Genomic DNA, 21,705 nt, shown 5'->3' on the forward strand with positions numbered 1-21,705 from the left:
CGGGACCTGGGGCTACAGCTTGGGCTTGGAGAGCTGCCGCACCTGCTGGATGGCGGCGACGATGTTGGGATAGGCGCTGCAGCGGCAGATGTTGCCGCTCATGCACTCGCGCACGTCCGCGTCCGAGGGCCCACAGGGCTCGGACATGAGGCCGGCCGCGCTCATGAGCTGGCCGGGGGTGCAGTAGCCACACTGGAAGGCATCGTTCTCCAGGAAGGCCTGCTGCAGCGGGTGCAGGGTGTCGCCCTTGGCGAGGCCCTCCACCGTGAGGACCTCCGCGCCCTGCTGCATGACGGCGAGCGACAGACAGCTCAGCTCGCGCCGGCCATCCACCAACACCGTGCAGGCACCGCACTGGCCGTGATCACAGCCCTTCTTGGTGCCGGTGAGCTGCATGCGCTCGCGCAGCGCGTCGAGCAGGCTGGTGCGCGGATCCACCTTCAGCGTCCGCTGCTGGCCGTTGATCTTCAGGGCCACCTCCACCTCGGAGGCAGGAGCGGGGGTGCTGGTGGTGGGGGCGGGGGTGGAGGGCGCGGAGCCCTCGGTGGCGGGGGCCACGTGGCCACAGGCCTCCAACAGGATGGCACTGCCCACCGTGGCCGCGGTGGCGGTGGCGAGGAATTCGCGGCGGGTGGCTCCCGGGGCCTCTGTTGTGAGGGCCTCCTGGGTTGCCAGCTCGTCCGGGGGGGTTTGCTTCGGGTCCGTCATGGCGTCTCCATCGAGGAAGACAACAGGGACGGCTTTATAACGTACTCAACAGCAGCGTGGGGGACCGAGCTTGCCTGGGCGGTGGGGGCGCGGGGGTAGGCGCCGCACGCACCCGATTCAAGGCTCTGGCTTCTCGGCCAGGGATGGGAAGGTCACACCGCCGAGCGTGACGGTTCGCGGCCCCTCCGCCTCCCAGAGCTTCAGGATGAAGGGTCCATCGGTCTGCACGTTCGTGGCTTGTACCTCGATGAAGAGAGTGCGGGTTTCGGTTGGGAGAATGGGGCCCAGGGGCCACACGGAGCCCATCAGCTCCTGGCCCTTCGGACCCACCAGCTTCGCCCCTTGTGCGCTCCAGGGGGCCGCACCGTCCGGATTCGTCAATTCCACCAACACGGCCATCTTTCCGGGAGCACGGCAGGCCAGGAGCTTCCACCCATTCAGTGTCTCTCCCTTGCGTTGAATGACATGGAGTCGTGAGCAGGGGATGCCCGCCTCGCCCATCATGCCGGAAGTGTAGAGACCGGTCAGGCCATCCGGCCTGTTCCGCTCCGCATGCAGCCGTCCGAGCTCCGCGCGCAGTCGTGCGTTCTCCTCGTAGGACTTCGTCAAGTCGGCTTGGATGGAGTCCACCGGACGCGGATGGCGGAAGAGATCCACCTGGCGTTCGGCAATCGCGGGATGAACGACCAACCGGAAGGTCGCACATGCCGGGGCCGCGCCATCCGCGAAGCACACCATCATCTTGCCGGGTTTTTCACCGTGCATCTTTTCCGAGGGGACGAGCGTGATGAGGCGCTTGCCAAGTGCCACCTCGAAACGTTCACGATTCTCCAGCGACATCTCGTCAGCGAGCACATCCGAGTCGAAGAGGAAGGTGGTGGGCTGTCCGGGGCTGAGCTGCACCTCGGACGCATCAGAGGTCCCCTCCGCCATCAACTCGATGCAGCGGCTCTCGCTTTCCCCAGACGGGGGGCACGTTCGCACGGTGGTGGAGGTGCCTGCCAGAAGTACCAGTGGCAGAACGATGGATGGCGATGCGAACACGGCGTTCACTCGAAACCACGGACGGCCATCACGTCCGGCGCATTATCGATACGGACGGAATCCGAGCCTCCGCTGGGCTCATGGACGACGCCTCTTCCACGGCCCCATCCATCCCACAGCTCGAAGCACACGGGAAACGGTTGCCCGTCCGCCTTCAAGTCACGCGCTTCGGTGAATCTGCCGAAGACGCGCTCCTTCCCGATGGTGAGTGTCCCCGAAAGGATGATGACGCCCGAACTCTCTCCTGGTCGGCGGGGTCCGAGCTGGGCGGAGATGGGGCCATCGCGAATGATGATGTCAGGAGGCCCCGCTTTGCCGAGATAGGCGGAGAACTTTTGCCCGACGCGAACACCCAGCTTCTCCGCCATGGCCTCGACCGCACCGGCCGGACACGCAGCGGGTTCCGGAGTGGGCCGAACCTGTGGAGCGGGGCACGCCGCCAGGGTCGTACAGATGGCTGCCGTCCCCAGGACCTTGCCTGCGGATCCGAGAGACTTCGTCTTCTTCTGCTGGGGCTTCTCTCCGAGGTCGTCCTTGCCAAGCATCGTGATCATCACTGGCGCGGAGATGGAGTCCATCGTGGGCGCCGCGCCCTCTCCATCTGGAGGATCTGGTGGCTTCGCCGTGGACGCCACTTCGTGACCGGGCCCGGTTTGTCGCGTCGTGGCAGTGTTGGAGGACGTGTAGGGTGGCTCCGATACAGAAGTGAAGAGCGGCGAATGAGCGAACAGGAAGAGGCCGAGCACCACTCCCGCAACGAGCCCGGCTGACGCGACAAGGCGACCGCGACGCCGCGACGCCGGAGGGGGTGGAACCGAGGTCTCGCTCGGTGCTTCCACTGAAGCCGTAGCTTGGGAGGCGGGCGGCGCGGTGGCAGGCTCGGGAGCATCTCCGGCCTTCTCCAGGAGCTTCCGCCCTCTCCGGCGCTTCTCCTTCCGCCAACGATGGAGCCAGCGCTTCGAGTCGTTTGCGTCCACCCGCGCAGGATCTTCCTCCGTTGTCCTGTCATGGGGTTCATCCGGATCGATCAGAGGGAGATCCCAGCTTCCGTCGAGCTCCGCCCCGGCCAGGGCGGCATCCAGTGCCGCGCAGAACTCCACCACGCTCGGGTAACGCGCCGCCGGCTCCTTCTCCAGCATGCGCATGCAGATGTCGGAGAGTGCTCGCGGTACGCGCGGGTTGAGGAGGTGGGGCGCGATGGGCGTCTGGTGGAGTACGCGCTCGGCGAGCCCGCCGTCGTCTTCGTCCCCCCTGTCACCAAAGGGCAAGACGTCCGTCAGCAGCCAGTAGAACGTCACGCCGAGCGCCCACAGCTCGTCGGCCATGCTGTAATCGTAGCTCGCGGAGTCGTTCTCCCGGCTGAAGCGCCAGGCCTCCGGAGCTCGGAACTCGAGGGTGCCAGGAGGATGGCGCGCGCTGGTGATGGCCGGAGCCCCCATGAGCGTGCCCACTCCGAAGTCGATCAGGAGCGGCCTCACGTTCACATCACGGATGATGATGTTGTCCGGCTTGAGATCTCGGTGCATGGCACCTTGCCGGAGCACCTCGCCGAGCGTCAGGGCGACATCCATCACGATGCGCGCGGATCTGCGGGCCGAGGGGTTCTCCTCCGAGGCGTACGCCTCCAGTGTTCGCCCTCCAGCGAATTCCATGACGATGTACCAATGCCCGGTGGAGGGCTCTGGCCAGTAGCCGCACCCGTAGAAGCGGACGACGTCGGGGTGATCCAGATGAAGCAGGATGCGGATCTCTCGCCGGACCCGTTCATGTAACAGGCGTCCCCGGAGGACCTTCACCGCGTAGAACTTCCCAGCGTGTTCGGCCTTGTAGACATGGCCGTAGCTGCCGGAGCCGAGCACCTCGACGATGCGGTACTGCCCGAGCAGCTCACCGACTTCGGGCAGCCTGTGGACCCATCCCATGGCGCGGACCTCCGGGAACGCGGAGCCTGGTACCAGACCCCCTCAAGGGGCTTCGTTGACGGAGCGGCACTCCGAGGGCGCCGGCTCCGCGTTCATCGTGGTAGACGCCCTCCATGGACACGGACATTCAGCCAGCGCTGGGCGAGGTAGCGCGTGAAGCCCGCGAGCGTCTTGGTCTCACGCAGACCCAGGTCGCCAACAAGGTGGGACTCGTCCCTGGCGTTTACGGGCGCATCGAGCGCGGGGACATGATGCCCAGTGTGCCGACCCTCCATCGCATCTGCCTCGTTCTGGGGATCTCCTCCGATGCGCTGCTGGGGTTGGACCCTTCGCGAGTCGTCGCCCGGGTGGACGAATCGCCCTCCGAGGAGAAGCTCCCCCCGGAATTGCGGCGCGTCCTTCATCAACTTCGGGCGTGGCCAGCGAAGCGGTTGAAGATGCTCAGCAGGGTCCTGACCTTGATCGCCTCCGAGACCGAGGACTGAGACAGGTGGACTTCTCGGCTCACTCCGAGGGGTCCTCTGGCCGTTGTCCCGAGTATCTCAGCAGGGCGGTAGCCGTGCTGCCCACCACGGAGAGCTGCGCGGCATCCATCCGGCGCAGCGTCCGCAGCACCCGGCGCAACTCCGGGAGATCCTCCGCCTCGCGGTCGGGCTCCTCCGGCCAGGACGGAGCAGTCTCGGCGTCGAGCCCCAACATGGCATTGGCGTCCACGTGCAGTGTGCGGCACAGCTTGCGCAGGGTCGGCACGCTCGGGAGCATGTTCCCTCGTTCGATCCGGCCAAGCACCTCGGTCGCGAGCTCGACGCGCTCCGCGACATCGACCTGGGTCAGCTCCGCTCGCTTGCGTGCCTCGCGCAGTGTCTCTCCCAGGTGCATCGCCAGCCGATTCCTGTCTTTGTTTTCCATCATGGGCGTGTGCTCGTCTCCTCGGGCGGGATATCGGGTCCGGCCATGTATCCCTTCTGTGTGCATGGTGGCCCGTGAGAGGAGGGGAGTGCTCTCATGGGTCACCCGCGTTCCACCCCGACAGGTAACACAGAAGGGCGGAGGATTGGAAGCCGCCTTACCGGGTAGGTCATCACTCCGGGCCAACCGGCCCGGGTAGGGCTTCACGGGAGCTGGGACACCGGGACGCCGTAGCGCATCTCCACCTGGGTGACGCCCTGGCTGCTCTGATCCGCCTTCTTCATGAGCCGCAACACCAGGCCGAGCAGGGTGAACATGATGTGCTCGACGAACATCGGGGCCATCACCATCCGGTGCACCCGCGTCTGCATGCCCTGGATCATGTCGGTCTCGGGCCGACGCTCGTCCTCGATCTTCTGGAAGACCCGCTCGTCGAGCGGCTGACCCGCGTGGATCGCATCGAGCAGGTGGTTGGCGGCTACGAGGCTGTCTCGGATCGCCAGGTTCAATCCCAATCCTCCCGAGGGAGACATCGTATGCGCGGCATCGCCCAGGAACAGGATCCCCGGGGCATGCCAGCGCTCGACGCGATCGACCACCACCCGCAGGAACTGGGATTCGGTGCGCTCGTCGAGCTTCGCCTCGATGTGGGGCCGCAGCTTCTCGGGCACCGTCGGCAGCAACCGGCGGCGCAGCTCGGGCAGATCCTTTCGCAAGCCGCCGAGATCTCCAGGAGCGCTGTAGGCCACCTGCAGTCGCGACCGCGTCGTCGGGACGAAGACGACCACCACGCCCTTGCCGAACATGTGCACGTCGACGCTCTCCGGGAGGGCCTCCGGCGTGTCCGAGAGATCGAAGCGCAGCCACACCACGTCCGCGGGAACCTGCGTCGTCTGGACCTGGAGCCCCACGTCCCTGCGCAGCCCGCTGTTCCGGCCGCTGCAGTCCACGAAGAGATCGCCCTCGACACGGCCCTCGATGCCTTCCCGCCGCGTCTTCAGCGCCACCACCCGGCCATCCTCACGGATCGTCTGGAGGGCCGTGGTGCCGAAGTCCAGCTGGTAATGGGGATGGCGGCCGCACAGCTCGTGCAGCAGTTGCAGCAGCCCCGCCTGGGAGACCAGCGAGCCTCGCTCCTTTCCACCCGGGACCATCACCCGCCGGGTCCGCCCGACGAACAGCCGTCGCTCGACGTTCGGGAGCGCCAGCTTCCGCTCCACCAGCAGCGGGAGGATACCGAGCTTCTCCAGCGGGGCGAGCGCCGAGGGTTGCAGCAGCTCGCCGCGGAACTCGCGCTCGAAGTCGGGATGCCGCTCGAGCACCCGTACCGGGACACCATTCGTCACCAACTGGTAGGCGAGCAGCATTCCGGCGGGACCCGCACCAACGATGACGACCTGGGGATTCGTTTTCTGAGACATTGGGCGGACTGTACCCAACGAGGTGATCGATGGCTTCGGAATGGGATGTGCGTACACGGCTGGTGCAGACCGACGCGGACTCGGAGGAAGGGGCTCCGCTCAATACGCCCCTCGTGATGTCCACCACCTTCCGCGCCCACCCCGAGGGCGTGGGGTTCTCCGCCGTGGACATGGGGGAGGAGTCCCCCTTCTTCTACGCGCGCTGGTCCACGCCCACCGTGCGGACCCTGGAGCGGCGTCTGGCCGATCTCGAAGGAGGCGAGGACGCGCTCTGCTTCGCCAGCGGCATGGCCGCCATCACCGGCCTCCTGCTGCACCTGCTCAAGCCCGGCGACCACCTCGTTCTCAGTGACGTCTGCTACGCGGGCGCGGCCGAGTTCGCCCGGGGCATGTTGCGGCGCTATGGCGTGGAGGTGTCGCCCGTGGATACCTCGGACCTCGCCCAGGTCCGTGCCGCCCTTCGTCCGAACACGCGGCTCGTCTACATCGAGACGCCGTGCAACCCCATCCTGAAGCTGACCGACGTCCAGGCCGTAGCCTCCCTCGCGCACGAGGCCGGAGCGCGCCTGGTGGTCGATGCCACCCTCGCCACGCCCATCGGCCTCCAGCCGCTCGCACTCGGGGCCGACTTCGTCATCCACTCGCTCACCAAGTACATCGGCGGCCACGGTGACGTGCTGGGCGGCGTCGTCGTGGGCCGGAGGACCGAGCTCGCGGCGCTGCGTCAGGACTCGCTCATCCACCTGGGCGCCGTGCTCAGCCCGTTCCCCGCGTGGCTCATCCTCCGCAGCCTGCCGACCCTGCCTCAGCGCATGGCCGCTCACGAGGCCTCGGCTCGCGCGGTGGCCTCGTTCCTCCAGAACCACCCGCGCGTGCGCCACGTCATCTACCCGGGGCTCGACTCCCATCCGCAGGCGGAGCTCGCCCGCCGGCAGCTGCGCAACACCTCCGGCATGATCGCCTTCCAGACCGAAGACGGTCCCGCCATGGCGCGCCGCCTCGCCGAGCGCATGAAGGTCGTCAAGTACGCCGTGTCACTCGGCAAGCCGCACAGCCTCGTCTTCTACCTGCCGACGGAGGACTTGCAGCGCACGTCCTTCCAGCTCCCACCCGACCTGCTGGAGCGCTACCGGGCCTGGGCGGGAGACGGCATCTTCCGGCTGTCGATCGGACTGGAGGCCCCGGACGATCTCATCCGGGACCTCGATCAGGCGCTGGGCCCCTGACTCACTCCTCCGCGTCGAACTCGGGGACGAGGACCTGGCGCTGGTCCCCCATCAGCTGGAAGGTCTTCTCCCAGACGGCCCCGTCCGAAGCGGTGACTCGCACGTCGTACACGCCCTCGAACAGCGTCATCTCCGCGAGCGGCGCCGTCCCCACGTCCTTGCCATTGAGGCTGATGCGAGACCCCTCGGGCCCCTGGATCAGGACCGAGCCCATGCCCAGGCGGATGTGGAACGTCGACGTGCCTTCGTGGGTGATGTCGATCATCCGGGCCGTCTTCAGCCCCTTCGACGTGTCGGTGAACGTCAGCGTGTGACGGCCGAGGGGGAGGGGAACCGTCAACGGCGTGCGGCCGATCACCCGGCCGTTGATGGACACCTCCACGTCGGGGTTCACGAAGAGCTCGGTCACCGAGGGCGTCGCTGGCGCGGGCGCCGGGGCCTTGCTCGGCACGCGCACCCCGGCGTCCCTCGGGGCCTCGGGCTCCGCGGTGAGCAGCACGGAAGGCTCGATCGCCGGAAGGTTCGTGTCCTCGAACACCTCCGGCTTGTTCCGGGTGCTCCAGACGGCGCCAATCCCGCTCAGGAGCAGCACGGCCCCGATGGTGATGGCGATGAGCCCCATCGGGCGCCGCGAGGGCACGGGCGCGGTGGTCCGCTCGGCCCGGGTCGCGGCGGCGGGCGGCACCGCTTCGGCGGGCTGCGTCACGCGCGAGGAGGTGGTGGCCGCCTCGGTCCCGATGGGAATGGCCCGCTCGGTCTCGACGAGGGACGTGTCCGCGACGGCCGGCGCGGGCGGGGCACTGGGGGCGACCGGAATGGCCCGCTCGGTCTCGACGAGGGACGTGTCCGCGACGGCCGGCGTGGGCTGGGTGATGCGCTCGGAGATGGGGCGTATGGGCTGGGTGATGCGCGCGGCCACCGGCACGGGCACCGACTGGCCGGTGGGCATGGCCGCGGCCGGGATGACGGGCACGGGCACCGGCTGGGTGATGCGCTCGGAGATCGGAACGGGCACCGGTTGGCTGGTGGGCCGGGCCGGGACGACGGGCACGGGCACCGGCTGGGTGATGCGCTCGGCCACCGGAATGGGCACGGGCTGGGTGATGGGTCCCCCGGAGAGGCCCTTCTCGAGCAGCTTCTTCCGGGCGAGCCGGGCCTCGCCCTCGGGAGGCAGCAGCTTGGCGAGCAGCTCCGCGAACGCGGCGGTGGTGGGCAGCGCGCCGCTGGCGGCCACCAGGGCCTCGCGGAAGGCATGGGCGCTCGGGTAGCGCTGATCGGCGCGCTTGGCCGTGGCGCGGCGCACCACGTCGTTGAGCACGGCCGGCACTTCCACCGGCAGGGGCGGCAGCGGGCGGTTGAGGATGGCCTTGTCGGGCTCCAGCGAGTCCTGGAACGGCCTGCGCCCCGACAGGCACTCGTACAGCAGCAGGCCCAGGAGGAACACATCCGTCAGCACCGAGGACGCCGCACGGCCTCCCATGAGCTGCTCGGGGGCGCTGTAGAGGCGCTGGTTGCGCTTGCGCAGGATGTTGCGCTCCTGCGGCGCCACGCTCAGCGCGCCGTAGCCCGACACCTTGCACACGCCACTGAAGGAGACCATCACCGTCTCCGGGCGCAGGTCTCCGTGGATCAGCGGGGTACCGTCATCGCTGCCGGCCACGTGGGCGTAATGGACACCCGTCGCCACGTCCGCCACCACGAGCGCGGCGAAGGGCGGCGGCAGGCGGTGGGCCACCTCCAACACCTTGCGCAGGGGCTCACCGTCCGCGTACTCCGTCACTCGGGCGAGCCGGCCGTCCAGCGTCACCAGCCCGTGCACCCGCAGGATGTTGGGGTGATCGAAGATGGTGGCGCGCTGCGTCTCCCGCTCGAGCTTGGTCAGCAGCGTGGGATCCCGCGTTACCTCTGGCGGGGCCCAGACGAGGACGACGGGAAGGGGGGACCTGCCCTCTTCGAGAGCCAGTGCGAGGAAGGGGCGGGATCCTTCACCCGGGACGAGGGGACCGAGCGGATGATGACGAACCGGGGGCATGGGATGCACACATGCTAGGCTGTTCACCCCTTCCATCGCCAGTCCACACCCCCCCCGGGGCGTGTTCCCCATCGTGCGCTACCGCAGGCGCAGGGCGGGCAGCACCAGCGCCAGGGCCAGCAGCAGCACGGCGGCCCAGAGCGGCACCCGGGCGTTGACCGCATGGGCGAAGCACAGGACGAGGGCGATGAGTCCCAGGATGGTCTGAAGTGACATGGTCGGTCCTCTCTCTCCGGCTGAGACGCCCGCGCCCTGGCCCTCGTGACACCTCGCCGGGCCGCTTCACACCCGGAGCCGTGACCCATCGTTTCACTTCACTCTCCGGAAAAAATGGTTAATATGTCCACCAACGCTGTAGAGATTCAGCCGGGCTGTCCGAAGCCGCTTGTGTGCGGGGCAGGACACTCCAGAGCGGGAGTGGGCATGCGGCGGACCTTCGAGGAGTCCCTGATGCGTCACGAGGATCAGGCGGATCGGGACGAGGGCCCGTGCCGACCGGTCTTCGTCTTCTCGGGCCAGGGCTCGCAGTGGACGGGCATGGGGCGGGCGCTGCTGGAGTCGCCGGTATGCGCCCCGGTGCTGGAGGCCTGTGAGGCCGAGGTCCAGCGGCACATGGGCTGGTCGCTGCGGGAGGCGCTGACGGCGGAGGGCGCGCGCCTGGGCGACATCGAGGTGAGCTGCCCGGCCATCGTGGCGATGGAGATCGCGCTGGCGGCGCTGTGGCGCTCGTGGGGCGTGGAGCCGGCGGCGGTGGTGGGGCACAGCATCGGCGAGGTGGCGGCGGCGCACGTGGCGGGGGTGCTCTCGCTGGAGGACGCGATGCGCGTCATCTGCCACCAGGGCCGCATCATCGGGCGCCTGCGAGGGCAGGGGGCCATGGCGGTGGTGGGCCTGCCCTGGGCGCGGGCCGGCGAGGTGCTGCCCGAGTTCGAGGGCCGGGTGTGGCGGGCCATCCACGCGAGCCCCGACTGGACGGTGCTGGCCGCGGAGCCGGAGGTGCTGGAGGAGGTGTTGGTGGCGCTGCGCCGGAAGGGCGTGCCGGCCCGGCGTGTCGACTCGGAGGTGGCGGCGCACTGGCCGAAGGTGGATCCGCTCCGCGGCGAGCTGCGCGGGCTGCTCGAGGAGCTCCGCCCCGGCCCGGAGCGGCTGCCGGTGGTCTCCACGGTGACGGGCGGCACGCTCGCGGGAGCGCGGTTCGACGCGGACTACTGGGTGCGCAACCTGGCCGAGCCGGTGCTGTTCCGCGAGGCGGTGGATGTGCTGCTCGGCGCGGGGCACGACGTCTTCCTGGAGGTCAGCCCGCACCCGCTGGTGAAGCACTCGCTGGAGTCGTGCCTGGAGCGGGCGGGACGTCGCGGGACGCTGCTCGTGTCGCTGCGGCGGGGCAGGGCGCCCGGCCAGGAGATGCCGGGTGCGCTGCGCACGCTGTCCGAGCTGGGTCCTCGGTGCCGGCGCTCGGCGCTGGCGAACGTGGCCTGAGGGGGCTGCGCGAGCAGGGCCCCGAGCGGGGGAGCGGGCGCTCGGAGCCTCACCCTTGGAAGGGCGGGGAGGGGCCGCGCTCGGAGTGTGCCATCCGGGCCCAGGGTCCTCATCGTTTCCTCGAGGGTGGTCATGACCCGGCACAACGACGACAGCCAGGGGACTCCGTTGGAAGCGCGGCCTGTCTCCGAGGGAAGGGATTCGTCCGACTTCGGGGACTCCTTCCTGCGCGAGGTGAGCCAGTTCTCCCTGGCCTTTCCGGCGCCCCGGCCAGGAGAGCGCCTCGGGGGACGGGATGGCAGGCGCTTCGAGATCCTCGGGAGGCTCGGAAAGGGAGGCATGGGGTTGGTCGTCCGCGCCCGTGACGAGCTGTTGCAGCGCATCGTGGCGCTCAAGTTCATCTCCTCGGGCCGGGAGCTCACGCGGGAGTCGTTGGACCAGCTGATCCAGGAGGAGGCCCGGCTCGTGGCCCAGCTCGACCACGAGAACATCGTCCGCATCTTCGATGTCTCCGAATGGAAGGGCACTCCCTTCCTCATCATGGAGTACCTGGAGGGACAGTCGCTCGACACGCTGCTGCGGCGCGGAGCACTGGAGCCCCGGCGGGCCCTGCGCATCCTGAGCGACGTCACGGCCGGGCTGGCGCATGCCCACTCGCGCCAGGTCCTCCATCGGGATCTCAAGCCGAGCAATGTCTTCATCCTCCCGGACGGGCGGGTGAAGCTGCTCGACTTCGGCCTGGGTGGGTTCGCCTCCTCGCTCGGGTTCGACCTGTTGAAATCGGGCACGCCCGCCTTCATGGCACCGGAGCAATGGCGGGGGCAGCCGCAGGACATGCGCACCGACACCTGGGCGGTCGGGCTGCTGCTGTACCAGATGCTCACCGGGGAGCTGCCCCATCCCGCGGGGAACCTCCGGATGCTCCGCAAGCGGGTGCTCTCGGCCGAGCCCGTGCCGTCGGTGCGCGCGCGCCATCCGGATCTGCCCGAGACGGTGGACCGGTTCCTGGCACGGGCGCTCGCCAAGGATCCCTCCCGGCGCTTCCAGAGCGCCCTCGAGATGTATGAGCGGCTGCGGGTGCTGGAGTGGAGCCTGGCCCCCTCGGACGAGGCGACGCCTCCACGCTTCACGCCCCACCGCCGGCAGGTGACGCTGGTGTGCTGCCGGCTCACGGGGCATCTGGCGTCCCTGGATCCCGAGGACCTGAGCGACGTGCAGGCGGCGTTCCACCAGGCCTGCTCGCGCATCCTCGAGCATCACGGGGGCTGGGTGACGCTCCGCATGGGTGACGAGGTGCTGGGCTGCTTCGGTTATCCCCTGATCCGGGAGGAGGACGTCGTGTGCGCGGTGCGGGCCGCGCTCGAGCTCACGCGGATGGTGGAGGAGCTGCCGCGGGCCTTCCAGTCCGAGCTCGCGGTCCAGGTGGGCGTGCATACGGATCTGGTGGTGCTGGACGTGTCCGAGCCCTCCGCGCCGAGTGGACGACACTCGCCCTCCATTCGCGGCGAGGCGCCCCACCTGGCGAGATGGTTGGCGAGGCAGGCGGAACCCCAGACGGTGGACCTGAGCGAGAACACTTGGCAGGGCGCTCAGGGAAACTTCGTGACGGAGCCGCTGGGCCAGCGGTTCTTCCAGTCGTCGCTGGGGCCGATGCGGGTGGGTGTCCACCGGCTGCGGAGCGAGCGGCCGGAGACCACCCGCTTCGGGAGGGCGCTGGCCCGGGGCCTCACGCCGCTGGTGGGCCGGAGCGCGGAGCTCCGCCAGCTCTTCGCCTGGTGGGAGGAGGCCCGGCGCGGACAGGGTACGGTGGTGCTGCTCAGCGGTGAGGCGGGAATCGGCAAGTCCCGGCTCATCCAGGAGCTGAGCGAGCACGTGGTTCACGAGGGGGGCGTCCTCGTGTCCAGCCAGTGCTGGCCACAGCTCAGCCGCAGCGCCTTCCATCCGGTGCTCGAATGGGTGACGCACCTGGCCGCGCTGGAACCAGAGGCATCACCCGAGCGGCGGAGGGACCACCTGGAGGAAGTGCTGCGCTCCCTCGACATGCCCCTGCCGGAGAGCCTGCTGCTGCTCGGGCAGCTCCTGGGCCTGCCCCCTCGCGAGGAGCTGCCTCCGCTGCTGCTGTCTCCCGAGCAGCAACGCGCACGGACCCTGGAGACGCTGACCACCTTGCTGCTGCGGCTGTCGGCGCGGCTCCCGGGGAGGCATGGACAGGGGCCGCTGCTCCTCGTGCTCGAGGATCTGCACTGGGTGGATCCCTCCACGCTGCGCTTCCTCTCACGCCTGGGGGAGCTCATCGACGGCACCCGGTTGCTCCTGCTGTTGAGCGCTCGCCCCGAGCTGCGGCTCTCCTTGCGGCAGCACCCCCGCTTCCACCTGCTCGTGCTCGATCGGCTCGCGGCGGACGAGACCGCGGAGATGGTGCGGCGGCTCATCGGAAACCGGCCCGAGCCGTCGGCGGAGACGGTCGCGCTGCTGGTGCGGCGGACGGAGGGCATTCCGCTCTTCGTCGAGGAGATGACCCGCAGCATGGTGCTCACGCATGGCTCCCAGAGCACCGCGGAGGGCACGCTGCCCGTCACCTTGCAGGAACTACTCCTGGCCCGGTTGGATCCGCTCCCTCCCGAGCAGAAGGAGCTGGCGTGGAAGGGGGCCGTGATTGGCCGAGGCTTCACGGAGGCACAACTGGCCGCCCTCTCGGAGCGGGGTGGCTCCACGCTGAGGAGGGATCTCGAGGAGCTGGTCGAGGCGGGACTGCTCCTGCACACCGGAGAGGAGCCGGAGCTTCGTTACGAGTTCAGACATGCCCTCATCCAGGAGGCCGCCTACGAGTCCCTGGTGAAGCCTCGCAGGCGGCAGTACCACCATCAGATCGCGGTGCTCCTGGAGCACCCGGTGTCGGGAGCTCCCACCGCTCCGCCCGAGCTGATCGCCCACCATTACACCCGGGCCGGGGAACTGCTCCCCGCCGTCCGGTACTGGGCCCTGGCCGGGGAGCTGGCCTTGAATCGCTCGGCGTTCGAGGAGTCCATCAGTCACCTGGAACAGGCGCTGCGGTTGTTCAAACGCTTGCCGGGAGCGGCCCGGCGCGTCGAGGAGGAGCTCCGGCTGCTGGTGCTGCTCGGCCAGGCCCTGATCGCCGCCCGCAACTACTCTGCGCCCGAGGTGGAGCAGCTCTACGCGCGCATCGCGCAGCTCTTCCATGACGTGAGGAACACGCCCATCCTCGTCTCCGCCAGCATGGGCCTCTTCAACCGGAACCTGATGCGGTTGAACTTCCCGCTGGCCCGCGAGCTGTCGGAGCAGATCGTCTCCCTGGGCCAGCGCGTCCACGAGCCCCAGCTCCGGGTGGTCGGCCGGTTGATGGGGGGATCGAACTGCCTGATCCAGGGAGATGTTCTCGGAGCGGTGCCCCTGCTCGAGGAGGCCGTGGCCCTGGGGACCTCGGAAAGGGAGCGGGCACCCCGGACGCTGGGCATGCTCGAGCCCGATCCGTTGGCCATGGCCCAGGCCTATCTGGCCCTGACCCTGACCCTCCGGTGCGAGCAGCGAGAGGGTCAGCGGCTCAGCGATTCCGCGCTGTGCCGCACCGAGCAGCTGGGCCACCCCTACACCTTCGTCCTGGTCAGCACCGTGACCAACGCCCTGTACCAGATGCGGTTCGACGCGCGGCGGGTGCTCGCGATGACGGAGCGGGAGGGCCTCATCTACGAGCAGAACCCGTCCCTGCGCGTGGAGTCGTGGATGCCCGTCCTGAGGGGATGGGCGCTCGTGCTGACGGGCCAGCGGCGGGAAGAGGGCTACACCCTGATGCTCGAGGGGCTCGATCACCTGCGGCAGAACCACGCGGAGACGGGTTGGCCCTACCTGCTCTGCCTGCTCGCGGATGCGCGCGCGCGGCTGGGGATGATTCCCGAGGGTCTGGCGGCGGTGGCGGAGGGACTGGCCTGGGGCGAGCGGACGGGACAGCACCTCGAGGAGGCCGAGCTGTACCGGCTGCGAGGCGAGCTCCTGCTTCTCGATGGCGAGACCGCCAGGGCGGTGAACGAATTCCAGGAGTCCTCGCGGAGCGCCCGCCGATCCGGCGCCCGGTGTGTCGAGCTTCGGGCCACCTTGCGTCTGTGCCAGCTGCAGCGGGGGCAGGACCGGCTCCGCCACGCGGAGCGCCTGCTGCGGGACGCCCTCGCGCCCCTGCCACCGGGCCTCGACTCGCCCGAGCTCCGCGTCGCGAGGGCGCTGCTCGACGGACTCCAGGACGAGCACTTCGACGAGCATGAGCTGGAGCGGCTCATGTCCGCCGCTCCCTGGGAGCTCGGTCACATCCGCGAAGGGTCTTCTCCAACTTTCATGGAACCACTCTGAGGTGTGAGCCGCCGCGGTGGCGGGGCGCGCGCCTCGGGTGCTCGAGTCTTGTCCTGTGACTCGAGTCTTCGACCTGGAGCAAACCATGCTGCCCCTTCGTAAACATCCAGCACTCGAGACTTCTTCTGGTGTGGAGCTGGCACCGTCCCGGGCCGAGGAGGCGAGGTGGCGGACCCTATTGAAGCGGGTGAAGGTCTACGGCTGGCTGAGCCTGACGGGAGCGCTCGCGGGCAGCGTGTACCTGTCACACCCTCGGCTCTTCGGCCGGTCGCGCTCCACGCTGTGCCGGAGCAGGGGGGCGGCCTGGGCCCTCCACTTCATCGAGGTCCCCATGATGGCCTGCATCTCCACCGTGGCCCTCTACGCGCTGCGCCGGTTCGATCGCACGACGGCTCGCCGGTTCTCGGAGCTCGTCGGACTGTCCAACATGGTGAAGCTGACGTTCTTCGGGTTCGAGAGCGCCGCCCTCATCGGCAGCTTCCCCCATGGCGCGAAGACGGAGGAGAAGCTCACCTACGTCGCGGGCGCGTTCCTGTTGCTGACCGGCACGGGCGTGGGCCTCTGGGTCCGGCTGGGAGTGCATGACTACTTCCACCCGGCCCTGGATCCGAGGTTCGCTCATCCCCAGACGGAGGAGGAGCTCATCCAGCTCGTCAAGCACGCCCGGGCTTCGGGCGTCCAGCTCCGCGTGCGCGGCTCGACCCACTGCGTGCCCGGGGGCATCTACACCGACGACAGCGGACATCACATCAACGTGCAGCTCGACCGGTACACACGGATCGTCGGTTGGGACGAGGGGGCCAGGCGCGTCACCGTCCAGGCCGGTTGCCACCTGGGAGTGGATCCGCACGATCCCCTGTCCAACGAGGACAACAGCCTGCTGTCTCAACTCGAGGCGCGCGACTGGGCGCTGCCGGACCTCGGCGGCATCACCCATCAGACGGTGGGCGGTTTCCTGTCCACGGGCTCGATGGGAGGCACGGCACGGCACGACCTGGGCGCGGCCCTCGTGGGCATCCGCCTCATCGATGGGACGGGCAGGGTGCACGACCTGTCGCCCGGGGACGCGGACTTCCACGCCGCGGGCGTGTCCATGGGACTGCTGGGCATCATCTCCACGGTGACCTTGCAGTGCGAGCCCCGCTACGACCTCGTCGGCAAGCAGGTCACCTGCCGCACCCGCCAGTGCGCCATCTCGTTGTTCGAGCCTGGAGAGAAGGGCCTGCGGCACTTCTTCGAGACGAATGAGGACACCTATTCCCGGCTGCTCTGGTGGCCCCAGCGGGGCGTCGACAAGGTGCAGCTCTGGCGGGCGCACCGCGAGACCGGGACCGGGTCGGAGACCTACCGCCCCGCGCTCATCCGCAGACCCTTCGTCGCGATCCCTCGCGTCCTCCAGGTCCTCGTCAACCTGTTCTTCAAATTCATCGCGCACGATGATCCGCCCTACGGGTGGCTGACCGAGAAGGTGGTGCGCCTCGTCCTGAACGTCTTCGTCCCCAAAAAGGAGACGAAGGAGTTCCGGGGCTCCTGGCACGAGATCCTGCCGATGGACAATGGAGTCTCGGACGAGCTCGTCCCCACGGACTTCACCGAGTTCTTCATCGACATCGATCAGGCCGCGGAAGTGATGAAGCTGCTCGAGGGTTATTTCAATCCCGATCCCTCGGACAAGGAGGGGGTCCAGGACGCGAAGGGAATGGGGCGCACCGGCCCGTATGCCTTCGAGATCTACGCGGGCTTCGCGAGCTCCTTCTGGATGAGCCCCAGCCATGGGAGGCACTCCATCCGGGTGGACGTGTTCTGGTTCCGCACGGACAAGGAGCACGCCCGGGAGAACTTCTACGAGCGGTTCTGGGAGCTGCTCGCGCCGTTCGGCTTCCGCCTCCATTGGGGCAAGTTCCTGCCGAAGCCAGACTCCCTGACGGGGGTCGAATACCTGCGCCGGCAATACCCCATGTGGGACAGGTTCATGGAGGTGCGCCAGCGCATGGATCCGGATGGCGTCTTCCTGAGCAGGTATTGGAAGGAGCACCTTGGCATCGAGCCCGCCCTGGCGCGCTCGACGCCCGTGGGTAGTATCGCCTCCTCTTGCTCTGGGGAGTCCGCATGACACGGTCGTTCTCCTGGTCGCTCGCGCTGGCGTCGCTCACGCTCTGTTCCTGCCACTTCGCGAGGACCGACTTCATCCTCGAGACGCTGAACAAGCCCGCGGAGAAGGGCGAGCCCGGGCCATCGGTGACGGTGACCGAGCGGGTGGGGCGGCTGACGAGGGATCACCTGGCCGACGCGTACCTGGCGCCGGCCACGGTGGCGGGCTGGATGTCGGAGCTGGGCAGGTCGCCCGCGCCCCTCGTCACCCTGGTGGACTGTCTGACCCACGCGGCGGGGGCCGACACCGGCCCCTGCTACCAGGGCTTCTTCGACACCGCGACGAAGTCGCCCTGGGGACTGCCCGAGGTACCCAAGACGGTGGAGCCCGCCGCTCCCGACGCGGCGGAGGTCGACGCGGCCCGCTTCCTGGCGAACGCCGTGTCGATCGCCCCCTCGCTGGCGGCGCTCCAGCAGGCCGTGGGCAAGCCGTTCGGCAAGGAGGAGCTCGAGAAGGGAATCCAGGAGGGGGCCGAGGCCGCCGCGCAGTACATCCATGCCCGCCGGTGGCACCGCGAGCTCCAGCGTCCCTCCACCGCGCTCGTGCTGAGCGGTGGAGCGGCCAACGGGGCCTTCTCCGCCGGGGCGCTCTGGCGGCTGCTGGGCATCCTCGAGCAGTGCCGGGGGAAGGCCACCCCCGAGGGATGTGGCGACGCGGGGATCGACCTGGTGGCCGGGGCCAGCACGGGCTCGCTCATCGGGACGCTGATCGATCTGTTCCACACGCCGGGACAGGAGCACGCCGCGCGCGAGCTGCTCGTGAGCAACTACACCTGCTCGGTGGAGTCGGACCTGTACTGCGTCAACTCGGCGTGGGACTGGGAGCTCGTGGACGATGTCCGCGGGCTGGTGCGCTTCGACGGCATCCAGAACAAGCTGAAGGCCGCCGTCACCCCCGCCATGCTCACCAACCACACGGAGCTCGTCTCCGTCTCCGTGGACTACGCCACCGGTGACATCCAGGGCATCAGCGATCAGGATCCCTCGGACTTCCCCGCCACCGCGAGCGAAGCGGAGCGCGTCGAGGGCTTCATCCAGGCCGTCATGGCCTCCATCGTCGAGCCGGTGCTCGCGGAGCCGGTGGACTGGGTGCCCTCGAAGTCCGGCAGGATGCGCGGGACGTTCGTGGATGGTGGGGTGCGCTCGGGACTGCCGTTGCTCCAGGCGGTGCAGCGGGGCGCCGAGCGCGTGCTGGTCATCTCCACCGCGGGGATCGATCCCGAGCGGGTTGCCAACCCACCGCATGCCTTCGGCGTGCTGATGAGGACGCTCGACCTGTTCGTCGCGCAGCCGCGGGTGGGCGAGGTCCAGCAGGGAGAGATGGCGGCCGTCGCGCGGCGCTTCACCGAGTACAACCTCTGCATGGAGCGGCTGGCGGGTGTCGCCTCGCGGGCGAACGTCACGAAGTTCTGCACCCGCACGGGCGCGGGCTTCTCGCCCCCCGCGCTGGTGGGCGGCGTCGAGGTCGCCACCAGCCCGTGGATGGGGCCCGCGCGCTTCGAGCAGGTGGCGTCGAGCTGGCGCAGCGCGTGGATGTACCGTCCCGAGGCCACGCTGGAAACCGCCTCGGGGTATGCCTTCACGCCCGAGGTGATGCGGCCGCTCTTCCTCCAGGGGGTGAGCACCTTCCAGGCCCGGTGCCAGGAGATCCTCCGGCTCTTCGAGATCCGCGGCACCCTCGCCGCCAACGAGTGCAAGAGGCCCGCCGAGGAGGTGCTGAAGCAGGCCGAGGAGACCTTCGCGCCCATGCGGCAGTGCATGGCGAACAAGCCGGAGCAACGCAAATGCCGGTGAGCTCGGGGGACATGCGGAGCGTGGTGCACGCCATCGCCTTCGGAGCCCTCGTGCTCGATCTCGAGGGCCGGGCGGTGGGTCTCCACCTGGGAGGCTTCCAGGGCTTGAGCGTGTGCATGCCCATCCGTTGCATGACCAGGCGTCCAAGTTTTCCAGCAAGGCGGTGGGGCACCAGCTAGGCTCCCAGGTGGCGACTCATGAGCGCCCGTGAGAAGGAGCCATCCGGTGGTGCATGACGGACCGCATGCGAGCGTGCTGCTGGTGGACGGGCACCCGGAAAGCCTCCAGGCGCTCGTCTCCACGCTCGAACCCCTGGGCCAGCGTCTGGTGAAGGCGGCCTCGGGCAGGGAGGCGAGCCAGCGGGTCCTCCACGAGGAGTTCGCCCTCATCCTCCTGGACGGAGACGGACTGGAGGATGAGGGGCTGGAGACGCTCCGCCAGCTTCGGGAGCGTGGGCCTTCCCACTCCATTCCCGTGCTGCTCCTCACTGGAAATGGGGCGCCAGCCTTCGCACTCGAGGGCTACGCGCGGGGGGCGGTGGACTGCCTCGTCAAGCCCTGGGCGCCGGAGCTGCTCCGGGCCAAGGTGTCCGCCTTCATCGCGCTGCACCGGCGGCGTGGGGAGTCCCGCCCTTCCGACGGGTTGCTCCAAGAGGGCGAGAGACGGTTCCGGCGCGTCTTCGAGTCCGACATGATGGGAGTGCTCTTCTCTGATCTCGAAGGGCGGATCCTCGACGCCAATGATGCGTTCCTCTCCATGGTGGGCCATGGCCGCGAGGAGCTCGAGTCCGGTCTCGTCCGCTGGGACACCATGACTCCGCCGGAGTGGCACGCGACCAACGCCCGGGCCATTCACGAGCTGAAGACGAAGGGCGTGGCCAGCCCGTTCGAGAAGGAGCTCTTTCGCAAGGATGGCAGCCGCGTGCCGGTGCTGATGAACAGCACGCACCTGGAGGAGCAGGGGAGGAACATCACCTTCGCCCTGGACATCACGGAGCGGAAGCGGGCCGAGGCGGCCCTGGCCGAGCGCGAGGAGCGGTTGCGCTTCATCCTCAAGGCGGTGGGGCTCGGCCACTGGCAGTTGGAGCTCTCGACGATGAGGATGGAGTCGTCCGAGGGGTGCAAGGCCAACTTCGGACTGCCGCCCGAGAGCGATCTGTCCTCGTACGAGAAGCTGCGCTCGCTCATCCATCCGGAGGACAGGGACTCCGTGGCCGAGGCGGTGGAGCGGGCCATCACCACCCGGTCCGACTACTCGGCGGAGTACCGCGTCGTGCCGCCGGGCGGTGGCGTGCGCTGGGTGGCGGCGCGCGGGCGCGTGGTGTGCGCCGCGGACGGTACGCCGCTGCGCATGGTGGGCATCACCCTGGACATCACGGACCGGATGCGTGGTGAGGAGAAGCTCGCCTTCCTGTCCGAGGCGAGCCGGTTGCTGACCGAGTCGATGGAGCCGGAGGAGACGCTTCAGCGCGTGGCCCGGCTCGCGGCCGCGACGGTGGCGACGTATTGCATCGTGGATCTCCGTGAGGAGGACGGGCGCATCCATCGGGTGGCCGTGGCGCACCGGGATCCGGAGCTGGAGGCACACATCCGGCGGATTCCGCCCTACTCAGCGGAGCGCGGAGCACCCCGGTCCGTGGTCGAGACGCTGAACCAGGGCCGCAGGAAGCTCATCGCGAGCATCACGCCCGAGCAGAGGCTCGCGTCGGCGGTGAGCCCCGAGCACCTGGCGCTCATGGAGCGGCTGGACGCGCGCTCGGTCGTGCTGGTGCCGATGCAGTCGCGGGGGAGGAAGTGGGGCGTCATCACGTTCGCCCGGGCCGGTGTGGTCCAGGGGTTCGATGAGCGCGACCTGGACATGGCCGAGGAGCTGGCGGGCCGGGCGACCACCGCGCTGGAGAACGCCGAGCTGCTGCGCACGACCCGGGAGGCGGTGCGGCTGCGGGACGAGTTCCTCTCGGTGGCCAGTCACGAGCTCAAGACGCCGCTGACGCCGTTGAGCCTCAAGCTCCAGGCGATGGCGCGTTCGGTGAAGAGCGGAGGGTTGGAGGCGCTGGAGCGGCGGTTGCCGGGAGACGTGGAGGTGATGCGCCGGCAGGTGCGGCGTCTGTCGGACCTGGTGGATGATCTGCTCGACGTGTCGCGGATCAGCACGGGCCGGCTGAAGCTGGAGCTGGAGCAGGTGGACCTGGAAGCGCTGGCGCGCGAGGTGGTCTCCCGGTTCGAGTCGGAGGCGGAGCGGGTGGGGTGCCGACTGGAGCTGGGAGCGGAAGGCGCGTCGGTGGGGCAGTGGGACAGGCTGCGCCTGGAGCAGGTGATGACGAACCTGCTCTCCAACGCCATCAAGTACGGGGCGGGCACTCCCATCCACATCCGGGTGGCGGGAGGGGAGTCACGTGTGCGGCTCGTCATCCGGGACGAGGGCATCGGGATCGATCCGGAGGCCCGCGAGCGCATCTTCGGGAAGTTCGAGCGGGCGGTGTCCGAGCGGAACTACGGAGGGCTCGGGTTGGGCCTCTACATCACGCGGCAGATCGTGGAGGCGCTCGGAGGAGACATCCGGGTGGAGAGCGCGCCGGGAGCAGGCGCGACCTTCACCGTGGATCTACCGAGGGCCCCTGTGAGCCGGGAATCGCTCCGGGGCAACCTCAGGTGAAGTGA

General features: G+C 69.0%; 14 protein-coding genes. 7 read left to right on the plus strand and 7 right to left on the minus strand.

All coding sequences use genetic code 11. From position 1 onward, the window contains the following. Positions 1 to 12: 12 nt before the first annotated feature. From JRI60_RS25920 to JRI60_RS25930, 3 genes are all read right to left on the minus strand, one after another. On the minus strand, positions 13 to 708 hold the full coding sequence (locus tag JRI60_RS25920; RefSeq protein ID WP_204228561.1) for a (2Fe-2S)-binding protein: 696 nt from the start codon (positions 706 to 708) through the stop codon (positions 13 to 15). Positions 709 to 825: 117 nt separating this feature from the next. Then, positions 826 to 1,761, minus strand: a complete 936-nt coding sequence (locus JRI60_RS25925; RefSeq protein ID WP_343213423.1) for a DUF2381 family protein — start codon at positions 1,759 to 1,761, stop codon at positions 826 to 828. After that, positions 1,758 to 3,674 carry a serine/threonine-protein kinase gene (locus JRI60_RS25930; RefSeq protein WP_204228563.1) on the minus strand — a complete coding sequence of 639 codons (1,917 nt, stop codon included), beginning with the start codon at positions 3,672 to 3,674 and terminating at the stop codon, positions 1,758 to 1,760. Before JRI60_RS25930 ends, JRI60_RS25925 begins: the two co-directional genes overlap by 4 nt. Before the next feature lie 113 nt (positions 3,675 to 3,787). Between JRI60_RS25930 and JRI60_RS25935 the strand changes: the two genes are divergently transcribed. Beyond that, positions 3,788 to 4,159, plus strand: a complete 372-nt coding sequence (locus JRI60_RS25935) for a helix-turn-helix domain-containing protein (RefSeq protein ID WP_204228564.1) — start codon at positions 3,788 to 3,790, stop codon at positions 4,157 to 4,159. A gap of 19 nt (positions 4,160 to 4,178) precedes the next feature. On the opposite strand, the gene JRI60_RS25940 is transcribed toward JRI60_RS25935, so the two are convergent. Further along, a complete protein-coding gene (locus JRI60_RS25940; protein WP_204228565.1) occupies positions 4,179 to 4,586 on the minus strand; it encodes a helix-turn-helix transcriptional regulator in 408 nt (135 codons plus the stop codon). 200 nt (positions 4,587 to 4,786) lie between these two features. Next, complete coding sequence (locus JRI60_RS25945; RefSeq protein ID WP_204228566.1) at positions 4,787 to 6,004, minus strand: FAD-dependent monooxygenase; 1,218 nt, start codon at positions 6,002 to 6,004, stop codon at positions 4,787 to 4,789. 29 nt (positions 6,005 to 6,033) lie between these two features. On the opposite strand from JRI60_RS25945, the gene JRI60_RS25950 reads away from it, so the two are divergent. Continuing rightward, a complete protein-coding gene (locus tag JRI60_RS25950) occupies positions 6,034 to 7,230 on the plus strand; it encodes a trans-sulfuration enzyme family protein (protein ID WP_204228567.1) in 1,197 nt (398 codons plus the stop codon). A 1-nt stretch (position 7,231) separates the two neighbouring features. On the opposite strand, the gene JRI60_RS25955 is transcribed toward JRI60_RS25950, so the two are convergent. Beyond that, positions 7,232 to 9,262 (minus strand): protein kinase domain-containing protein, encoded by a 2,031-nt coding sequence (locus JRI60_RS25955; protein ID WP_204228568.1) that lies wholly within the window; start codon positions 9,260 to 9,262, stop codon positions 7,232 to 7,234. Between the two features lie 78 nt (positions 9,263 to 9,340). Then, positions 9,341 to 9,478: a hypothetical protein gene (locus JRI60_RS25960; RefSeq protein WP_204228569.1), complete on the minus strand. Its 138-nt coding sequence runs from the start codon at positions 9,476 to 9,478 to the stop codon at positions 9,341 to 9,343. A gap of 207 nt (positions 9,479 to 9,685) precedes the next feature. On the opposite strand from JRI60_RS25960, the gene JRI60_RS25965 reads away from it, so the two are divergent. From JRI60_RS25965 to JRI60_RS25985, 5 genes are all read left to right on the plus strand, one after another. Further along, positions 9,686 to 10,741: an acyltransferase domain-containing protein gene (locus JRI60_RS25965; protein WP_204228570.1), complete on the plus strand. Its 1,056-nt coding sequence runs from the start codon at positions 9,686 to 9,688 to the stop codon at positions 10,739 to 10,741. A gap of 132 nt (positions 10,742 to 10,873) precedes the next feature. Continuing rightward, the gene (locus JRI60_RS25970; protein ID WP_204228571.1) at positions 10,874 to 15,100 is read left to right on the plus strand and encodes a protein kinase domain-containing protein; all 4,227 of its coding nucleotides are present in this window, start codon (positions 10,874 to 10,876) and stop codon (positions 15,098 to 15,100) included. A gap of 85 nt (positions 15,101 to 15,185) precedes the next feature. Further along, a complete protein-coding gene (locus JRI60_RS25975) occupies positions 15,186 to 17,213 on the plus strand; it encodes a D-arabinono-1,4-lactone oxidase (protein ID WP_204228572.1) in 2,028 nt (675 codons plus the stop codon). Next, complete coding sequence (locus tag JRI60_RS25980) at positions 17,210 to 19,045, plus strand: patatin-like phospholipase family protein (RefSeq protein ID WP_204228573.1); 1,836 nt, start codon at positions 17,210 to 17,212, stop codon at positions 19,043 to 19,045. The genes JRI60_RS25975 and JRI60_RS25980 overlap by 4 nt, the downstream gene beginning before the upstream one ends. Positions 19,046 to 19,252: 207 nt before the next feature. After that, on the plus strand, positions 19,253 to 21,700 hold the full coding sequence (locus JRI60_RS25985) for an ATP-binding protein (RefSeq protein WP_204228574.1): 2,448 nt from the start codon (positions 19,253 to 19,255) through the stop codon (positions 21,698 to 21,700). Positions 21,701 to 21,705 lie beyond the last annotated feature (5 nt).

Origin of the sequence: Archangium violaceum (assembly GCF_016887565.1) — a bacterium.
GTDB lineage: Bacteria > Myxococcota > Myxococcia > Myxococcales > Myxococcaceae > Archangium > Archangium violaceum_B.